General features: G+C 71.4%; 15 protein-coding genes. 4 read left to right on the top strand and 11 right to left on the bottom strand.

The annotated features are described in order from the left end of the window. Positions 1 to 191: 191 nt before the first annotated feature. Positions 192 to 1,106, bottom strand: a complete 915-nt coding sequence (locus ACYVNR_RS09865) for a lysostaphin resistance A-like protein (RefSeq protein ID WP_461047898.1) — start codon at positions 1,104 to 1,106, stop codon at positions 192 to 194. A gap of 321 nt (positions 1,107 to 1,427) precedes the next feature. Here ACYVNR_RS09865 and ACYVNR_RS09870 point away from each other — a divergent pair, with 321 nt between their 5' ends. The 4 genes from ACYVNR_RS09870 (at position 1,428) to ACYVNR_RS09885 (ending at position 4,918) form a co-directional block, all read left to right on the top strand. After that, positions 1,428 to 2,537: a quinone oxidoreductase family protein gene (locus ACYVNR_RS09870; RefSeq protein WP_461047899.1), complete on the top strand. Its 1,110-nt coding sequence runs from the start codon at positions 1,428 to 1,430 to the stop codon at positions 2,535 to 2,537. An 84-nt stretch (positions 2,538 to 2,621) separates the two neighbouring features. Then, a complete protein-coding gene (locus ACYVNR_RS09875) occupies positions 2,622 to 3,566 on the top strand; it encodes an ABC transporter ATP-binding protein (protein ID WP_461047900.1) in 945 nt (314 codons plus the stop codon). A gap of 54 nt (positions 3,567 to 3,620) precedes the next feature. Next, positions 3,621 to 4,442, top strand: a complete 822-nt coding sequence (locus ACYVNR_RS09880) for a hypothetical protein (RefSeq protein WP_461047901.1) — start codon at positions 3,621 to 3,623, stop codon at positions 4,440 to 4,442. A 98-nt stretch (positions 4,443 to 4,540) separates the two neighbouring features. Next, positions 4,541 to 4,918 (top strand): response regulator, encoded by a 378-nt coding sequence (locus ACYVNR_RS09885; protein WP_458800127.1) that lies wholly within the window; start codon positions 4,541 to 4,543, stop codon positions 4,916 to 4,918. Here the strand turns inward: ACYVNR_RS09885 and ACYVNR_RS09890 are convergent. From ACYVNR_RS09890 to ACYVNR_RS09935, 10 genes are all read right to left on the bottom strand, one after another. After that, entirely contained in the window at positions 4,868 to 6,982 is a 2,115-nt protein-coding gene (locus ACYVNR_RS09890) for a sensor histidine kinase (protein ID WP_461047902.1), read from the bottom strand. The two genes, ACYVNR_RS09885 and ACYVNR_RS09890, sit on opposite strands and share 51 nt — an antisense overlap. Beyond that, positions 6,979 to 8,277, bottom strand: a complete 1,299-nt coding sequence (locus tag ACYVNR_RS09895) for a GAF domain-containing sensor histidine kinase (RefSeq protein WP_461047903.1) — start codon at positions 8,275 to 8,277, stop codon at positions 6,979 to 6,981. The genes ACYVNR_RS09890 and ACYVNR_RS09895 overlap by 4 nt, the downstream gene beginning before the upstream one ends. Before the next feature lie 178 nt (positions 8,278 to 8,455). Continuing rightward, on the bottom strand, positions 8,456 to 9,133 hold the full coding sequence (locus ACYVNR_RS09900) for a response regulator (protein ID WP_461047904.1): 678 nt from the start codon (positions 9,131 to 9,133) through the stop codon (positions 8,456 to 8,458). Between the two features lie 226 nt (positions 9,134 to 9,359). Continuing rightward, positions 9,360 to 9,524 (bottom strand): hypothetical protein, encoded by a 165-nt coding sequence (locus ACYVNR_RS09905; protein ID WP_458800135.1) that lies wholly within the window; start codon positions 9,522 to 9,524, stop codon positions 9,360 to 9,362. Positions 9,525 to 9,787: 263 nt separating this feature from the next. Further along, positions 9,788 to 10,600 carry an alpha/beta hydrolase gene (locus tag ACYVNR_RS09910; protein WP_461047905.1) on the bottom strand — a complete coding sequence of 271 codons (813 nt, stop codon included), beginning with the start codon at positions 10,598 to 10,600 and terminating at the stop codon, positions 9,788 to 9,790. Positions 10,601 to 10,850: 250 nt separating this feature from the next. After that, on the bottom strand, positions 10,851 to 12,755 hold the full coding sequence (asnB, locus tag ACYVNR_RS09915) for an asparagine synthase (glutamine-hydrolyzing) (RefSeq protein ID WP_461047906.1): 1,905 nt from the start codon (positions 12,753 to 12,755) through the stop codon (positions 10,851 to 10,853). Between the two features lie 212 nt (positions 12,756 to 12,967). Continuing rightward, positions 12,968 to 13,462 (bottom strand): 2'-5' RNA ligase family protein, encoded by a 495-nt coding sequence (locus tag ACYVNR_RS09920; protein ID WP_461048303.1) that lies wholly within the window; start codon positions 13,460 to 13,462, stop codon positions 12,968 to 12,970. A 12-nt stretch (positions 13,463 to 13,474) separates the two neighbouring features. After that, positions 13,475 to 14,200, bottom strand: coding sequence for a glycosyltransferase family 2 protein (locus tag ACYVNR_RS09925; RefSeq protein WP_052677011.1), 726 nt, complete (start codon positions 14,198 to 14,200; stop codon positions 13,475 to 13,477). Next, complete coding sequence (locus tag ACYVNR_RS09930) at positions 14,197 to 15,549, bottom strand: bifunctional PIG-L family deacetylase/class I SAM-dependent methyltransferase (protein WP_461047907.1); 1,353 nt, start codon at positions 15,547 to 15,549, stop codon at positions 14,197 to 14,199. Before ACYVNR_RS09930 ends, ACYVNR_RS09925 begins: the two co-directional genes overlap by 4 nt. Further along, positions 15,543 to 16,601 carry an acyl-CoA dehydrogenase gene (locus ACYVNR_RS09935; protein ID WP_461047908.1) on the bottom strand — a complete coding sequence of 353 codons (1,059 nt, stop codon included), beginning with the start codon at positions 16,599 to 16,601 and terminating at the stop codon, positions 15,543 to 15,545. Before ACYVNR_RS09935 ends, ACYVNR_RS09930 begins: the two co-directional genes overlap by 7 nt. Positions 16,602 to 16,674 lie beyond the last annotated feature (73 nt).

Here is a 16,674-nt window from a genome sequence, read left to right on the forward strand (position 1 = left end):
GGCTTCGGGGAGTCTGTCGGGAGGTTGCGCTCGAGGGCGTCATGTGAGGTTCCGATCTGGTGGCTTGCGTGCGGGGGGAGGGAGACGTTCGTGCGTGACCCGCCCCGATTGCGGCGGTAGGTCGCCGGCACCGGGGCGGGTTCGTCGCCTCGAGGGTCGGCAGGGCAGGTGTGCGCGGAACGGCCGACGCGTCAGCTGGCGGCCGCGGTGGCTCGCCTCTCCAGCTCCACGGCATACGTCTTGGAGAGACGCCCTCTGGCTGCGACGGCGACGCCGATGGTGACGAGCACGACGGCGACGATCATGGTCAGGGCGCGCAGCTCGCCATTCACCATCTCGGCGGCGATGCCGTTGTCGTTGTTGGTCCGGTTGAAGATGCTGTGGAACAGGGCCACGAGGAGCAGGCTGTCGCCGGTCCCGCGGCGCAGCACGCCGCAGGCGGGCCGGACCAGGACTCCGAGGATGAAGTAGGTGACGAAGGCGCCGAGCAGGACGCTGAGGTCCACCGTCTGGTCGAGGAAGAACTCGAGCGGCAAATGGACCAGCGCGAACGGCACGGCGGTGATGATCCCGGAGAGGTACCAGTTGTGGCGACGCTCGAGGCGCGTCTGCATGAAGCCCGTCCACACCGTCTCCTCCCACAGGTTGACGAGGACGAAGTTGACGAGCAGCAGGCCGATCTGGCTGGCCACCAATGGGATCAGGTCGACCGGTCGAAGGCTGTCGCCGAGGACGGCGGCGAGGCCGACGGTGATCACCGGGATGGCGAGCAGCACGGTGAGCCACCAGCCGACGCTGACCCGCCACCGGAAGGCACGCCGGAGGAGGCTGCGCACTCCCCGACGGCCGTCGACGACCCAGGTCACGTAGAGGGCCACCGGCAGCAGCCCGAGGATGAAGAGGAAGCCGGCCACCTCGTCGGGAGCGACGCCGAGGGTCTCGTGCAGGCCTCCGCCGGGGATGACTCCGTGGTAGGCGAGCCCCCAGACGGTGGCCAGCAGGTAGACGGCGCCCACGCCCAGGATGAGGAACATGGTGATGGGGCGGCGCTGGATCAGCTGATGTAGGCGGCTCTGTCGATGCCGCGTGTGGATGGTCGTGGTCATGGTGGTTCCGCTCTTGTCGGAGGTCTTTGGCTCGACCAGTGAAAGCCAGACGCGGGAAGTCGCACGATGGGGAAACACGCACTGGCGCAGGCGAACAGCCACCCTTGTGAGGCTCGGCTCGCCCGCTGACCGCACCGTTTCCATGGGGGGCGGGCCACCCCGGAGGCCAAGGGGCTCCCGGCGTACACGAGGCGCTCAGGCCGATACCGGAGATGTGAGGGCAACGTCTCTACTGGGACGACACGCACTCGGCAGCGCCCATGAAGCCCCGCCTGACGGTCGGAATCAACGGCGCGACAACGGAATCGAATGGAGTTCCCCATGAGGTCGGCCATCATCGATGCAAACGCCCACGCACCGCTCAGGGTGGTCGAGCACCCGGATCCTCGGCCGCGACCCGGCTGGGTGGTGGTGCAGATCGACCACGCCGGTGTCACCCGACATGACGTGGCGATGCTCGGCCGGTATGCGTGGCGCGTCCACCCAGCGACTCCCGGAAGTGACGGCGCGGGCCGTATCGTGGCGATCGGCGCGCGTGTCAAGCGTTTTGGCGTGGGTGATCCCGTGGTGATGTCGCCATGGCTCGGTTGGCGCGTCGGCACACGTCTGCCCGGCCCACGCGTACGCGTGCTGGGCACGCACCTTCCCGGCACCCACGCAGAGCTCGTGGCAGTGCCCGCTGGGAACGTCTTTCACCTGCCGTCCCGACTCACGGCCAGGGAGGCGGCGGCACTTCCGATGACGGGGCTGACTGCGTGGCGGGCACTCACGACGGTGGGACGTCTCCGCCAGGGCGAGACCGTCGTCGTTTCGAGTGCCTCTTCCGCTCAGGGCCTGGTCGCGATCCAGATCGCGGCAGCCCTCGGTGCGCGGGTCATCGCCCTTGCCTCGGACACTCGGCGACAGCTCGCGCTCGACTGCGGAGCGACCGAAACGGTCGACAGCTCGGACCGCTTCCTCGCAGCCCACGTGCGGGAGATCGTCGGCGGCCGCGGCGCGAGCCTGGCCCTCGACACGGACGGCAGGCACTGGGCAGCGCTGCTGTCCGGTCTCCGACCCGGCGGGCGGCTGGTCACGGTCGCCACCAGACCTACCGGTCTCACCAGCGTGGACGCCCGTCTGCTCGCGTGGCGGCACCTGCAGATCCTCGGATCCGAGGGGGGTAGCAGGCAGGAGTTCGCCGGGTTCCTCGACCACGTGGACAGCACGCACTGGACACCGGTCGTCGACGCGGTCCTGCCGCTGGCCGAGATCGCCCGGGCCTATGCACTGCTTGGCCACCCCACATCGACGGGCGGGGTCGTCCTGGACGTGTCCCGCAAAGACGGCACCGGGCCCGCTCGGACAGTCCGGACATCGGAGGGCGAGCAACCCGAGGATGCACCGGCGGGAGGTCCCCCTCAGGGGGCGGCCCACCCCATCCCGTCCTGAGAGCCGCTCGCGTGTACTCGACCCAGCGGTGTAGACATCGCCGCCGCTGACCAACTCGCTCATCACTCATACGGAAGGCTCACCGTGATCGAAGTCCACCACCTCACGAAGCGGTACGGCACTCGTACCGCCGTCGACGACCTCACCTTCACCGTCCAGCCCGGACGCGTTACCGGCTTCCTTGGCCCCAACGGCGCGGGCAAGTCAACCACCATGCGCGCCATCCTCGGGCTCGACCGACCCACCGAAGGCACCGCCACCATCCACGGCCAGCCAGCGTCAGCCCACCCTTGGCCGCTCAGGACCGTCGGAGCGGTCCTGGACCCGAAGGCATTCCATCCGAACCGCACGGCGCGCAAGCACCTGGCAGCACTGGCTCACACCATCGGTGAAGGATCCGCCCGGGTGGACGCGGTGCTGCGTCAGGTGGGGCTGTCCGAAGTGGCCGACGAGCGCGCCGGGAACTTCTCCCTCGGGATGAGCCAGCGACTGGGCCTCGCCGGTGCGCTCCTCGGAGACCCCGACGTCCTCATCCTCGACGAGCCGGTCAACGGCCTGGACCCGGACGGTGTTCGCTGGATCCGGCTCTTCCTGCGCACGTTCGCGCAGGAGGGTCGCACCGTCTTCCTCTCGTCGCACCTCATGAGCGAGATGTCCCAGACCGCCGACCACCTCATCGTCATCGGGAAGGGAAGGCTCATCGCCGACATGTCGACCGCGGACATGCTGGCGAGCACCGAACCGGCGGTCCGGGTCCGCACGGCGCAGGCGGATCGGCTGCACTCCATCCTCACCTCCAAGGGTGCTGACGTGCAGCGTTCGGTCGACGGCGAGCTCACGGTGCGTCACCTGGACACCGACGTGGTCGCGAACCTGGCGATGGAGCACCGCATCCTCGTCACCGAGCTGGGAAGCACCCGACAGTCCCTGGAGGACGCCTTCATGGAGCTGACTGCAGACGCTGTCGAATACGGCCAGTCGCCGCCCAGCCAGAACCCCAGCCTCTCCTCTTCCCGAACCGGTGCCTAGAGCCGGGCCTTCACCGCCTCAGCACCTCCACCCACATCGAAGGACGGAACCACCGTGACCACCACTGCCGCCGACACGCGCACGCAAGCACCTACCGCCCGACAGTCGCTGCCGCTCATCGCACGCTCCGAGCTCGTCAAGCTGACCAGCCTGCGGTCGACCTGGGGGCTCCTCGCGGCGGGAGCAGCTTTCACCGTGCTCTCGGGTGTCTCGCAAGCCGCCACCCTGATCTATCGCGCCGGCGCCGAACCGGTCCCGGCCCCGGGGTTCGACGCCATGGCCGTCTCGGTCAACGGAGTCAGCACCATGGCATTCCTCGTCGGGGTCCTCGGCGTCCTGCAGGTCACCGGAGAGCTCACCACGGGGCTCGGCCGGAGCACCTTCGCAACCGTTCCACGCCGGGGCCGCGTCGTCGTGGCCAAAGCGGTCGCGATGGCGCTCTTGGTGGCGCCCGTCGTGGCCGTCACCGCCGTCGTGACCGTGGCTGTGTCCCAGACCATCCTGTCCACGCAGGGCATGCACGCGCCGCTGCTGTCGCTGGACGCCCTCCAGGCGATCGTCGGATCGGCTGGGTACGCGGTCGCCGTGGGCGTCTTCGGGCAGACGTTCGGCTGGCTGGTGCGCAGCACCGTCGGGGCGGCGTTCAGTCTGCTCGGGCTGCTCGGTGTGCTCGGGTCGCTCGTCAGCCTGCTGCTGCCCGAGGCCGTCTCCAACGACCTGGTCCCGTTCCTGCCGGGCGAAGCGGCCTCCGCCCTCATGGGGGCCGACGCGAGCGGGGCGTCGCTCCCACCGAGCGGGGCCGCTCCGGTCACCGTGGTGTGGTGCGCGATCGCCCTCGCCCTCGGGGTCCGGCTGGTCCGCCGACGCGACGTCTGACCGGGCCGACGTGTGGTCATCCCCCGAGAGTTTCGGGGGATGACCACATGGCGACGTCTGGGCGGATGAGACACGCTTCCCCAACGGAGGTGAAGCCGATGGGCAATGTCAGGGTTCTGGTCGTCGACGACCAAGCCCCGTTCCGGCTCGCCGCCAGCGCGTTGGTGGGCATGATGTCGGGCTTCGAGCTGGTGGGAGCAGTGGACAGCGGCGAGGAGGCCGTGACAGCCGCCGTGACTCTCAGGCCGGACCTCATCCTCATGGATGTGACGCTCGGCGGGATCAGTGGCCCGGAAGCGACCCGCCGCATCACCTCGTACCCGGGCATGGCCGACGTCCGGGTCCTGCTCGTGTCCACGTACGACGCGAGCGACGTCGCCGACGACATCAGCGCGTGCGGTGCTGCCGGCTTCCTCAGCAAGGCCTCATTCGACGGTGACGCGTTGCGCGAGGCCTGGCTCGGTCTCGAGCAGTGAGCTCAGGCGTTCCACCGGCAGTTCCAGCGTGTACACGCGCCCCGAACCCGGAGATCTCGTCGAGTGGAGCCGACCGTCGAAGGCGGCCAGGCGGTCCATGACGCCCTGCAGCCCGCGGACGGTCGTGCCACTTCTGCTGTGCACCTGCAGACGGGCCGCGCGTCGGTCGCCCGTGGCTGTCAGGACCATCGCCTCGACGTCGGTAATGCGGGTCAACAGCTCCACCGCCGCGAAGTAGAGCGTCGACTCGAGCTTCGGCTCGAGACGGCGCCCGGTCCACCAGTGGTCCACGTCCGGCTGCACACCGGGGTGCGTCTCAGCCAGGTGGCTGAGGAGTGCCGCAGCCACCCCCCGGCGGGCCAGCTGAGCCGGGAAGACGCCGCGAGTGACCGTCCGTAGTGCCTCGACCGCCTGGTCCGTCTCGCGGATGAGTCCGTCGATGAGCAGCCCGACCCGGAGGCTCGGTTCGACGCCTACCTGGGCGGCCAGCCGGGCGAGGTGCTCGGGCAGCCGGTCCAGGTGCGGGAGCACGACGTGCCGGATCGCCGCCTCGAACTGGGCGCGCTCGCGGTTCTGTGCAGCGTGCAGGCGCCGCCTCGAGGCTTCGAGCTCCTCGGTGGTGTCGGCGAGCTCGACCGCGCGCCGGGACAGCTCCGCCCCCAGCCGCAGGTTGCTGATGACGTGGCCGATCTGGGTGGAGAAGTCCACGAGCAGCTGGCGTTCGAGGTCACGAAGACCGCGTCCGGGAGGCATCCTGACGGACAGTCTGCCGACCACTCGACCGGCGTCCGCGAGCAGCGGCGCGCTCCAGTCGGCACCTGACCCGGAGTGCACGCCGCCGGGGCGCTCCCAGGAGACGCTCGTCGGAGCGCTGTCCAGTGGCTGGGAGGTGCTGACCTCGACCTCCACCACAACCGCGCCCACCGCCCGTCCGACGGCCTCGGCGACTGCGGTCAGCATGCGCCGAGGGTGCGGCAGGTCCTGAAGTTCGCGGGTGAAGTCGGCGAGCGACTCGTAGGGCCGGGCTTGTGCTCCGTACACGAGCCGGGCAGCGAAGCGGGTGGTCCACCCACGCACGGGCTGCAACAGCACCGCGACGAAGGCCGTCAACGCCATCGACCCCAACAGCCCCAGATCACGCATGGACGCGGGCGCAGGCAGGCTCACCAGGACGACGACCCCGACGTAGAGGGCTGTGGCTGTCCCGCTGAGCAGCGTCAGCACGATCGCCCGGTTGAGCGCGACGTCGACCCCGAAGAGGTGGTGGCGCAGGATTCCGACCCCGGTGAGCACGGGGACGCACGCGTAGGCGGCCATCAAGGGCAGCACGGACAACCACGCGGGGAGGTCGAGCCACTCCACAGCCACGAGCGTGAAGACCGCGGCCGATGCCAGCAGCACGGCTGCAAGGGTGATCCACATCAGCTGTTCGCGCTGAGGGCCGTGGCTGCGGCGCAACCGGCTCAGCAGGGCGGTCGCGCCGGCGAGGACGCCGACGGCGATGAGCGCGTACGCTGCCAGCAACAGCCCCTGCGCCACGCCGTTGCCGGACGCGGCCACCTGTCCTGCCTCGTCGAGGCGGTCGGTGCGCACCTGTGACAGCCCTGCCGCGTGCAGGACGGCGCCGAGGCCGGTGACCCAGACCCCCCAAGCCCAGCGACCCTCCGTCCACCGCCCGTCCGGCGCCAGCAGGAACAGCAGCGCGAGCAGGGCGAGCGTGGGGAACGCCCCGAACTGCAGCCCGGCCGAGATCGCGGCTGCTCCTCCCGGCGCACCGGGCAGGTCGCCGCGCAGGGCCGCCACGCCGTAGGCGTGAGCCGTGACGCCGAACTGGGTGGCGAGCTGGCCGAGGACGAACAGCCAGCCGATGGGGTGCCGGGGCTGCCGGGACAGGATCAGCGCACCGACGATCGCTCCACCTACGGCCCCGAGGTCGATCAGCGGGAATCCGGCTGTGAGCGCTTCGCTGGTCCAGAGTCGGCCAGAGAGGACGAGGAGCACCGTCCGAGCCAGCGCGAGCACGAAGGTGAGAGCGGCGAGCACCCACGCGAGACGCCTGCTCATGCGCCCGGTTCCAAGGCGTGGTCGAGGGGCACCGAGACCGTCACGGATGTGCCCGATCCGGCGTGCGATCGTGCCTGCCCCACGAGCACGGAGCCCCCCACCTGCGAAGCACGCTCCTGCATGCCCCGTATCCCGGTTCCCGCGCCGGCCGGGACCGACCCCACCCCCGAGCCGTTGTCGGTGACAGTGAGCACCAGGGTGGCCGCGCCCTGCTCCACGACGATGGAGATACGCGTGCCGCCGGAGTGTTTCACCGCGTTCTGGACCGCCTCGGACGCGCAGTAGTACAGCGCGGCCTCGGTCTCCGGGGCGTACCTGGAGTCTGGCGCCTCGACGTGCGTGGCCAAGGGGATGGTGCGGGCCATCTCGCTCAAGGCTGCGGCAAGACCGTCGGTGATGAGCGTGGTCGGTCCGAGTCCGCGAGCCAACGTCGTCAACGTCTCGATCGCGGCATGAGCGGCATCCGCCTGCTCGAGAAGCAGCCGGCGCCCGAACTCTGAATCGCTGCCGACAACCGCCCGAGCGAGGCCGAGGTTGATGCTCAGCGCCACCAGCTCCTGCTGGGCGCCGTCGTGCAGGTTCCGCTCGAGGCGCCGTCGCTCGACGTCGGCTGCCGTGACGAGCTCGGCCCTCGCCGAACGCAGCTGACGTGTCCTGGCGGAAAGCCGTTGCACCTGCTCCTGCAGATCGAGCCGGAGCCGGGCGTTGGCCAGCAGCAGCCCGGCCTGGCCGGCCAACCCCGCGAAGAGGCGCTGCTCGGCCCCCGAGAAGACGCGACCTTCCTGTTCCCGTACGCGCAGCACGCCGAGGATCTCGCTGCCGTGACCGACGGGCAGGCTGTGGACACCGTGTTCGGACATCGCAGCTGCCGGAGGGGGGACGGGATCGGTGGCTGTGTCTGGTGGCCATGCCGCGACGAGCTGCAGCTCGTCGCGGACCATGAGCCAGACCTGCACCCACGCCGCAGCGATGCCGGTTCCGAGCGTCTGAGCCATGCGGGCGGTCATGTCGTCGACGGACTCGGCGCCGGCCAGCCGGTCGTGGAACGTCGAGAGCACCTCGTAGGGTTCGGTGGTGGGCCGGGCCAGGCGCCTGGCAGTCGCCGAGTGGAGGCGACGGTGCAGTGGCTCGATGCCCACAGCCACCAGCACGGTCGCGAGCAGTGACAAGGCCAGGCGGGGTGTTGGGCCGCCGCCGAGCAGCCAGGTTCCACCCGCCACGATCGTCAGGTAGACGAGCAGCACGAGGGCTCCTGTCGCGAGCCAGCTCGCGACGAGCTCCCGTGACAGGTTCACCAGGGGCGCGCGACCAGGGCGAGGCGACGGTCGCGCGGACGCCGAGGCCATGAGCCTCATCATGACGGAGCGCCCGAGAGCGCGTCAGGGGGTTAGCCGCCCCCAGGCGGGGCGGCTGTCCGCACCCCGGAGCGGTGCCGATGGACGGGGCGGGGCGGACAAGTGCGCGACGAGGAGATCAGCGGCTGCCGGCGTGGCCCCCGGCCTGGATGAAGGTGAGAACTGCGGCGACTCGGCGGTTGAGGTCGCCCTCCTCGCTCAGTGACAGCTTCTGGAACAGCGACGTGATGTGTTTCTCGACGGCGCGTTCACTCATGAAGATCGTCTTGGCGATAGCCGCGTTGCTGCGTCCCGTGGCCATCGCCCGGAGCACCTCCGTCTCCCGCTCGGTGAGGTCCGAGAGCACCGACTTCTCGGCCCTGGTGCGCTGCAGGAGCCGCTCCACCACTTTGGGGTCCAGTGCCGACCCGCCGCCTGCGACCTCGCGGAGGGCGCGCACCAGCTCGCCGATGTCGGACACGCGTTCCTTGAGCAGGTAGCCGAGGCCCTCGACGCCGTCTTCGAGGAGCTCGTAGACGAAGTCGGGCTCGACGTACTGCGAGAGCACGACGACGCCGACCGAGGGCTGAGCGGCGCGGATGCGCTTGGCGGCATCGATCCCCTCGTTCGTGAAGGTGGGGGGCATCCGCACGTCCGTGAGTACGGCGTCGGGTCGAAGCTCGTCGACGGAACGCATGAGCTCGTCCACGTCCTGCGCCACGGCGACCACCTCGATGTCCTCGACAGTGCCGAGCAGGGCTGCGGTTCCTTGGCGCACGAGGTAGTTGTCCTCGGCGAACACGACACGAAGAGCCATGTGGTGAGCGTATGGCCCCTCTCGGCAGGCGGGGAGAGGGCTCCTGCCCCCCGTCCGGGTGGCTACCCACCTCGAAGGTTGCGGCCATCCGCAGGGAGGGGGTCGCGCCGCGGCCACCTCCACACGCTCGAAGGCGCACGCCAGACCGCCGTGTGCCGCTGGTCGTCAGCGGCACACGGCGGTGTCGGCAGGCGCGCGAGGCGCCGAGCGGGGGAAGCGACCCCCGTCAGACTCGAGCGCGAGCCTTGCGGGTCACCCACCATCGCCGGAGCTTCTCACGCCCCGAGGTGCGAGGCATGCTGCGCTCCGTGGAGAGGACTGCCGCCATCAGGGGTAGGCCCGATGCGACCGACCAGGTCGCCAGGTGGACGTTGGTGTCGTGGGACTTCATGAGTACCTCCTCTGCGAACCGGTGTCGGTCACCGATGGCCACGAGTGGCCACGGACGTGGCCTCTTGATGACTTCATGGTCGGGGCGGTACGCGTTGCGCCGGGATGGGGCCAGCCCGATGGAGCGCGGCGAGAAACCGCCATGATCTGCCTTTGGAGACAGAGGAACCCGAGCAGTAGGCCATGAGACTCGACGCGTCGGCGTGCCCCGTTGCCGCCGAGGAGGACTGCCCCGCAGCTGAACTGGCGGTACCCACGCGACGGTCAGCGCGGCCGGCCACCCGTCGCCAGCGAGGCGATCGCTCGCAGGGAGTCGGTGCCGGCGACGAGATAGCCGTTGTGCCCGTGGGCACCCCCGACCGGCAGGGAGTGGGCGCCGAAGGCCGCTGACGTCGGGTCCGAAGCATGGCCGAAGCCCTCGACGCGGGTGTGGGGGACGAGGGCGATCGGGTCGTCGGGGGCGATGCCGGCCCAGACCTCGGCCCTCGTCCGCAGCGCCGACCGGCTCCACACGTCCATGCCGGGAGAGCCGACGGCCACGAGGTCGCTGACCCGCAGCTGCGGCGCGGCGTGCGCGCACACGACCGAGCCGTAGCTGTGGCAGACCACGCTCACCCTGCCCGAGCGAGGGAGGCGGTCGATGAAGGAGACCAGCCGGGGAGCGCCCTCCACCGCACGATCCGACCGTGCGGCATCCGGGTCGATGCCGGCCGGTGGGTCGTAGTCGAGCCAGACCACGACCGCGGCCGGAGTCTGCGGGGACGAGCGCCGCATCTCGGCGAGGAGGCTGCGTGCCTGCACGGCGGGGTGCCGTCGCCCCGCGCCCTGCTCGTCGCGGAGCAGCTCGGCGTTCCAGCCCACGCCCGGCACGATGACGGCGATGTTGCGGGCGCGTCGCACGTCCCCGAACGCCTCGACGATCCGGCCCTGTCCGCCCGCGTCGGCGCTCAGCACCGTCGCCTGCGGCCCCACGACGTCCACCGGCACCCCGTCGCTGACCGACTGTGCCACCGCCGGCGCCGCACCGGCGACCAAGGTCAGCAGCACCGCGCCGGCGAGGACGAGCCGCTCGCGCAACGTGCGCCGCGACCGACGTCCTGCCGCCGAGGCGCAGCCCGTTTGCGCGGGGCGGTGCGTTTGCGCGGGGCGGTGCGTCGGCGCGGGGTGTTCGTGAGCTGGTCGATCCACGAGATCCTTGTCGTGCGGTGGAAGGGCAAAGGGACCAGTCTCGACGACCAGCCTGTGAAGATCGCGGGAACAGCGGCCGTCCGTGCGTCGCGGGGCGCCGCGACGTGACCAGGGTCACGTCGCATCGCGGCGTGACGCGTCACGCAGCGGCGACCGTCGACGTCCCGTGCAGGGTGTGCACGCCGTCGACGAACTCGCGCAGCCACAGCTCGACGTTGATGAGGCGCCAGAACACCATGGAGTCGAGGTCGCCGGCGCCGGCGAGCCAGCGCTCGAACGCCGTCAGCGTCGCCGCGGAGTCGAAGTAGGGACGCTCCCTGAACGACGCCGACCGGAAGATGTCGTAGGCGAAGTCGCTCTGCTCGTGGAACCAGTCGTTCTGGGGGGTGGTGAACCCGATCTTGTTGCGGCGGCGGCTGATGGAGGGCGGCAGCAGCGCGTCTGTGGCGTCGCGCAGCACCCGTTTGTTCCAGCCGCCTTTGATGATGGCCTCGTCGCCGAGCCTGAACACGGTGCGGACGAGGTCGGGGTCGAGGAAGGGCACGCGTCCCTCGACGGAGAAGCGCATGCTGTTGCGGTCCTCGTAGCGCAGCAGGGCTGGGAGCGACCCGACGAACAGGTCGTGCACGAGGCGCGTCCGCAGGTCGTGGGTGGGGACGGCATATGCCTCCGTGGCGTGGGCCGCGCGGAACTCGGGCCGGAGCAGGTCGGGCGTCGTGTTCCGGTGGGGGAGGAGGGTGCGGGCACGCACGGCGGCGAGGTGCCCGAGGACGTCACGCGAGGCGACGAGCTCGCGCACGGCGGAGCGGCGGCTCCGGGTCAGCAGGTCCTTCAGGTGGACGACGAGCTGTGGCACGTAGCCGGCGAGCACCTCGTCCGCTCCTTGCCCGTCGAGCATCACCGTGACGTACGCGCTCGCTTCCTTCATGACCCGGTACTGCGCGTAGGGGCCGGTCGAGATGACCGGCTCCTCCTGGGCACGCACGAAGTCGGTGACGTCGCGAAGGAACTCGGCTGACGTGGGTCGGGTCTTGTGCGACATGACGCCGTGCGTGCAGGCGCTGACCGCGGCGTCGACGTAGCGCTCCTCGTCGTTGCGGTAGCCCGGGAAGACGGCCGAGAACGTGCGCTGGCGGGTGCCGACCGCGGCCGTCGCGTCGCGGTCGCCGAGGAGGTGGTCGATCGCCACGGTGATGGCCGAGCTGTCGAGGCCGCCGGAGAGCGACGTGCCCACCGGCACGTCCGAGCGCAGCCGCAGCGCCACGGCGCGCGTCAGCCGCTGCCGGAAGTCGTCGGCGACGGCGGCGTCGTAGCCCCTTCGGGGAGCCGTCGCGTCGAGGAGGTCGTCACGCAGCCGACTGAACATGTGCCGCCGTATGCCGTCCGTCGAGAGCGTGACCACCTCACCGGGCATGACCCGCTCGATTTCGTCGAAGAAGGTCTCGGCACCGTCGTCGTGCACGCGGTAGCGCAGGTACCGGTAGACGGTGCGGTCGTTCGGCCGGGGCTCGACGAGGCCGCTGGCCAGGAGTGGCTTGATCTCGCTCGAGAAGAGCCAGGCGTCGCCCGCGTCCGCCGCACCGCCGCGCGGCAGGGCAGGCACCCGGCACAGGTGCAGCGGCTTGATGCCGAACTCGTCGCGCGCCAGGGTCAGGGTGCGGGCGTGCCGGTCCCACACGGCCAGGGCGAACATCCCGTTGAACCGTGCGAACGCCGCTGACCCCCACTCGGCGAAGGACTGGAGCACGACCTCGGTGTCGCTCTGCGTGGCGAAGGTCCGGGAGAGCTCGGCGAGCTCGGCCCGGAGCTCGCGGTAGTTGTACACCTCGCCGTTGTAGGCGAGGACGTAGCGCCCGTCGGCCGAGGTCATCGGTTGGGCGCCACCCTCGCGGTCGAGGATGACGAGGCGCTGGTGCGCGAGCCCGACCGGGTTGTCGATGAAGGTCCGCGCGTCGTCGGGCCCGCGATGGTGCTGCTCGAGCGCCATCCGCTCGAGGAGGGCCGCGTCGCCGTCGAACCCGTAGTACCCGGCAATGCCGCACATGGCGTTCCCTCCGGTCCCGCGCGCGGGGTGTCGACAACAGTCGAGGGACATCGTGGGCGCTGTCGTTGAAAGGTCGCTGGGCCACGTCATCGAGGAGCCTGACCGTCGCCCTGCGATCCGACCCGCGGATGCGAGGGCTACCTCCATTCTCGTCCTCGGCCCGACCCACGTGCGGTCTTTGGCTCCGTCGAACGGGTTCTTCGGCCCGGGCCTCAGCCGGTCGGCGTGAGCGGCACGACCTCCTCGAGCACCAGCTGCCCGGTCGCGTCGATCCGGTAGAGGCACAGCTCGGTCGCGGTGCCGTCGATGCGCAGCCCCTGGGCGAGGGCTGTGGCGCGGGCCGTCCCCAACCGTGCAGCATCGGTCGTCCGGGCGATCGTCACGTGGGGCTCGAAGACCGCTGGCAGCGAAAGGCCCAGTTGCCGGTACAGCTCCACGTGCAGGTCACGGATCTCGTCGGCGCCCCGGTCGGCGAGCAGGAAGAGGTACTCGTCCTCGACCACGGCAGCACCGGAGAAGGCGTACGTGAAGGAGGGTCGACGGGCACTTCGGTGCATCGCTTCACGAGCAGGCGCGAAGCGGATCGTCGTCGGGTAGACGAGGGTGACGTGCGCGGGAATCGCGCTCGCCAGCGGGTCGAAGCCGCCCCGGAAGCGTTCGACCCGCGAGTGCGTCGACGGCAGCACGACCACGGCTCTCTGGGCCATCTCGTCCACGAGTCACACCGCGGGCGTCGGCGCGGCGAGAGCGGCGAGGAAGGCGGCGAAGCCGTGCGGCGCACGACCCACGAGTCGGCCGGAGGTGCCGATGTGCACCGCGGCGCTCGCCACGCAGGCCCACCCGCCGGCGCGGACGCGCTCGACGAGCCCGACGTCCTCGTGGGTGCGCACCTCCTCGAAGCCGCCGACGTCGTCGTACGCGGTCAGCCGCACCCCGAGGTTGGCGCCGTGCACGTGGGGATGCCCTTCACGCACCTCGTGGGTGGCCCACCAGCGCCGCGTCGTCGTGTCGTCGAGATCGCCGCGGAGGGGCTCGACGGTGCCGGTGACGAGGTCGGCCCCGGCGTCGGCGAGGCGCACGTGGTCGGCGAGCCACTCCAGTCCGACGACGCAGTCCGCGTCGGTGCTGGCGATCCAGTGCTCGTGGCGTCGCGCCTGTGGCGCGTCCGCGGTCGCGTGGGCGACGCCCGCCCGTCGCGCGGCTCCGACGTTGTTCCGCCCGACGGCGACGTGCTGCACCCACGCGTGGCGCGCGACCACGGCCTCCGTGCCGTCACGGCAGTCGTCGAGCACCACGGTGACGTCGACGGAGACGTGCGGGTGGGTGAGGGCGAGGCGCCCGACGGCTTCGTCGAGCGCGGCGAGGGCGCGGGGGAGCAGCTCCTCCTCGTCATGGACCGGGACGACGACGTGCACGTGCGTCACGAGCACGGGTGCCGGCGTCACGCGTCGGCCTGCCGGTGGGCCTTCGTGCTGGTGAGGACCTCGAGGCGGAAGTCCTCCTCGACGTGTGAGACGGCAACGGGGAGCGTCGACTCCGACCGCCAGATCTCGTGGACGCGGTCGCCGTCGAGCGGCCACCCCACGGCGTGGTGGCGCCAGTGGCAGAGCACGACGACGCCCTCCTCGGCCAGGCACGCCTCGACCTGGCGGGCGAGGCGGCGCAGTCGCACGGGGCCGAGGAAGTAGCCGACCTCCGAGACGACGACCACGTCGAAGAGCCCGGGGGGCCACTCCTCGGGCACGCTGTGGCGCAGCACGGCCACGTGGTCGTGGGCGTCCAGGGCTTCGCGCGCGGCGTGCACCGCCGCGCGGCTCTCGTCGACGACGACGAGCTCACGGCACCGTGCAGCCAGGGCGTCCGCCAGGGCGCCCACCGACCCACCGATCTCCAGGCCACGGCCGAACGAACGACGCGGCAGCGCGGCCAGCGTCACGGCCCGCTTGCGCTCCTCGTACCAGCTCGAGCGGACCTGCCAGGGGTCCTCGGAGTCCTCGTGGACGCGGTCGAGGGCGTGGTCGAGCGGCAGTCCCGCGAGCACGAAGGTCTCCGTCGCGCGTTCGAAGTGCGCGATGAACCCGTCGTGCAGCAGGGCCTCGTCACCCGGCGACGGCGAGAGGGGCTCGAGCTGGGTGCGGTGCAGCGCCACCGCCCGCGCCTTGGCCCGCCGAACCTCCTCGCCCAGGGGCAGGACGCGCAGGCTGGGCCACGGCGCGTCGGCCGGGTCGCACCACTGCCACAGCCACACCGGGTACTCCCACAGTGTCGCGTCGGTGCGCCGGGCGGCGATCCCGGCCGCGAGCCCGGCCGCGTCGTGGTCGGAGTGCCCGTCCCGTCGCCACGGGGCGACCAGCAGCGTCTCCTGGCCTGCCTCACCGACGACGCGGACGACCTCGGCGACCATCGCCTCGGCGTGCTCGTCGAGCGCTCCGTCGGGCAGCCCGACCCGGTGCAGCCGAGCGCCGGGAGCGAGCACCGACAGTGCCGCGCGTGACTCCTCGACGCGCCGTGCGGCGAGCTCGAGCGGCGTCACCGTCACCGAGCGAGGGTGCGACTGCTCGCCGTCGGTGAGCAGCAAGACGTCGACCGCGACACCGGCCTCGTGCGCCGTGGCCATCAGCCCGCCGGCTGCCAGCGTCTCGTCGTCAGGGTGGGGGGCCACCACGACGACGCGGCGCACGTGGTCGGGCAGCGCCAACGGGCGCGCCGACCCCCATTCAGGGCGGGCTCGCCAGGCCTCCTCGGGGGTGCCCGGGTCGGTGTGCGCAAAGACCGGCCGAGCGACGCTCACCACGGTGGCCTCGTCACGTCGTCGTGCCGCAGCAGCGTGCGGCCGAGGTTGGCCGCGTCCCGCTCCGCGTGCTCCTGCCGCACGTACAGCTGGAGGTCGGCGACGCGACGTGCGTGCTCCTCCTCCAGCGCCAAGGGGGCGGGGCCGGTCGCGTGGGCCACACGAGCGAGCACGTCCTCCGCCGCAGCGGCGACGACCCGGCGTACGCGGAGGGCCAGCACGGCGCCGTCGGTGCCGTCGGCGCGACCCCCGTCCACCACGGAGGCGGCGTCGGCCAGGACGGCGCGAGCCGCCCACAGCGACGTGTCGACGGCGCCGACGTGCATGAGCGCCACCTGGTCGGGCTCGCGGCCGCCGCTGACTAGACGTCGGGCGACGCCGACTGCCCCGCCGAACCAGATGGCAGCGACTCCCATTCCGCCCCAAGCGAATCCGGGTCTGTCGAGATACCAGCCAGAAGGCCCGACCGGTTCTGCCGGGGCACCCTGGAAGTCGACGGGGCCACTGGGCACGTCCGTCAGACCGCGCGCGGCCCACGTCGTCGCACGGACGGACACGTGGTTCGCCTCGCCCAGCGCGACGGCATACAGGCGTCGGGTCGAGTCGCTGTCCCACGCCGTGACGAGAGCGTGGCTCAACCGGTCGGCCAGGGAGCACCAGGGCTTCTCGCCGGTGAGCCGCACCGCGGTCCCGGAGCGCTCCGCGGTCAGGCGTGGCCCTGGTCCCTCCGCGGCGAAGACGCCCCACGTGGATCCGTCGGGGACGGATGGCACCTCGTGGCCGCCGCTGCGCGCCTCGTCGAGGATCGCGAGCGCATCGAGGTGCGGCTCGATCGAGCGCGCGGCCGTCAGGCTGACGGCCGCGACCGTGGCGAGCGACTCCCACAACGAGAGCGTGTCGCCCGAACCCGGGTGCGGGAACGCCTCCGGATGGCGGTCGAGCAGAGCGATCGCCCCGAGGGGGTCGGTCAGCTCGCCGGCGTCGCGCGCGAGCCCGTCGAGCAGCAGTCGTCGCTCGTCGGAGCCGTCCCGCAGTCGGACGGCGGCGCTCAGCACGAACCGCCTCGACGGGCGTGCGGCACTGGCAGGACTTCGGTCACGCGCGTCACATACCCACGACCCGCGGACC

This window comes from Terrabacter koreensis (assembly GCF_054783315.1).

What these genes read in the sequence shown, in the direction of transcription:
- ACYVNR_RS09900 (WP_461047904.1), bottom strand. Translation starts at nt 9,133, where the DNA reads ATGGCTCTTCGTGTCGTGTTCGCCGAGGACAACTACCTCGTGCGCCAA.
- asnB (WP_461047906.1), bottom strand. Translation starts at nt 12,755, where the DNA reads ATGTGCGGCATTGCCGGGTACTACGGGTTCGACGGCGACGCGGCCCTC.
- ACYVNR_RS09890 (WP_461047902.1), bottom strand. Translation starts at nt 6,982, where the DNA reads ATGAGCAGGCGTCTCGCGTGGGTGCTCGCCGCTCTCACCTTCGTGCTC.
- ACYVNR_RS09905 (WP_458800135.1), bottom strand. Translation starts at nt 9,524, where the DNA reads ATGAAGTCCCACGACACCAACGTCCACCTGGCGACCTGGTCGGTCGCA.
- ACYVNR_RS09885 (WP_458800127.1), top strand. Translation starts at nt 4,541, where the DNA reads ATGGGCAATGTCAGGGTTCTGGTCGTCGACGACCAAGCCCCGTTCCGG.
- ACYVNR_RS09920 (WP_461048303.1), bottom strand. Translation starts at nt 13,462, where the DNA reads ATGGCCCAGAGAGCCGTGGTCGTGCTGCCGTCGACGCACTCGCGGGTC.
- ACYVNR_RS09870 (WP_461047899.1), top strand. Translation starts at nt 1,428, where the DNA reads ATGAGGTCGGCCATCATCGATGCAAACGCCCACGCACCGCTCAGGGTG.
- ACYVNR_RS09865 (WP_461047898.1), bottom strand. Translation starts at nt 1,106, where the DNA reads ATGACCACGACCATCCACACGCGGCATCGACAGAGCCGCCTACATCAG.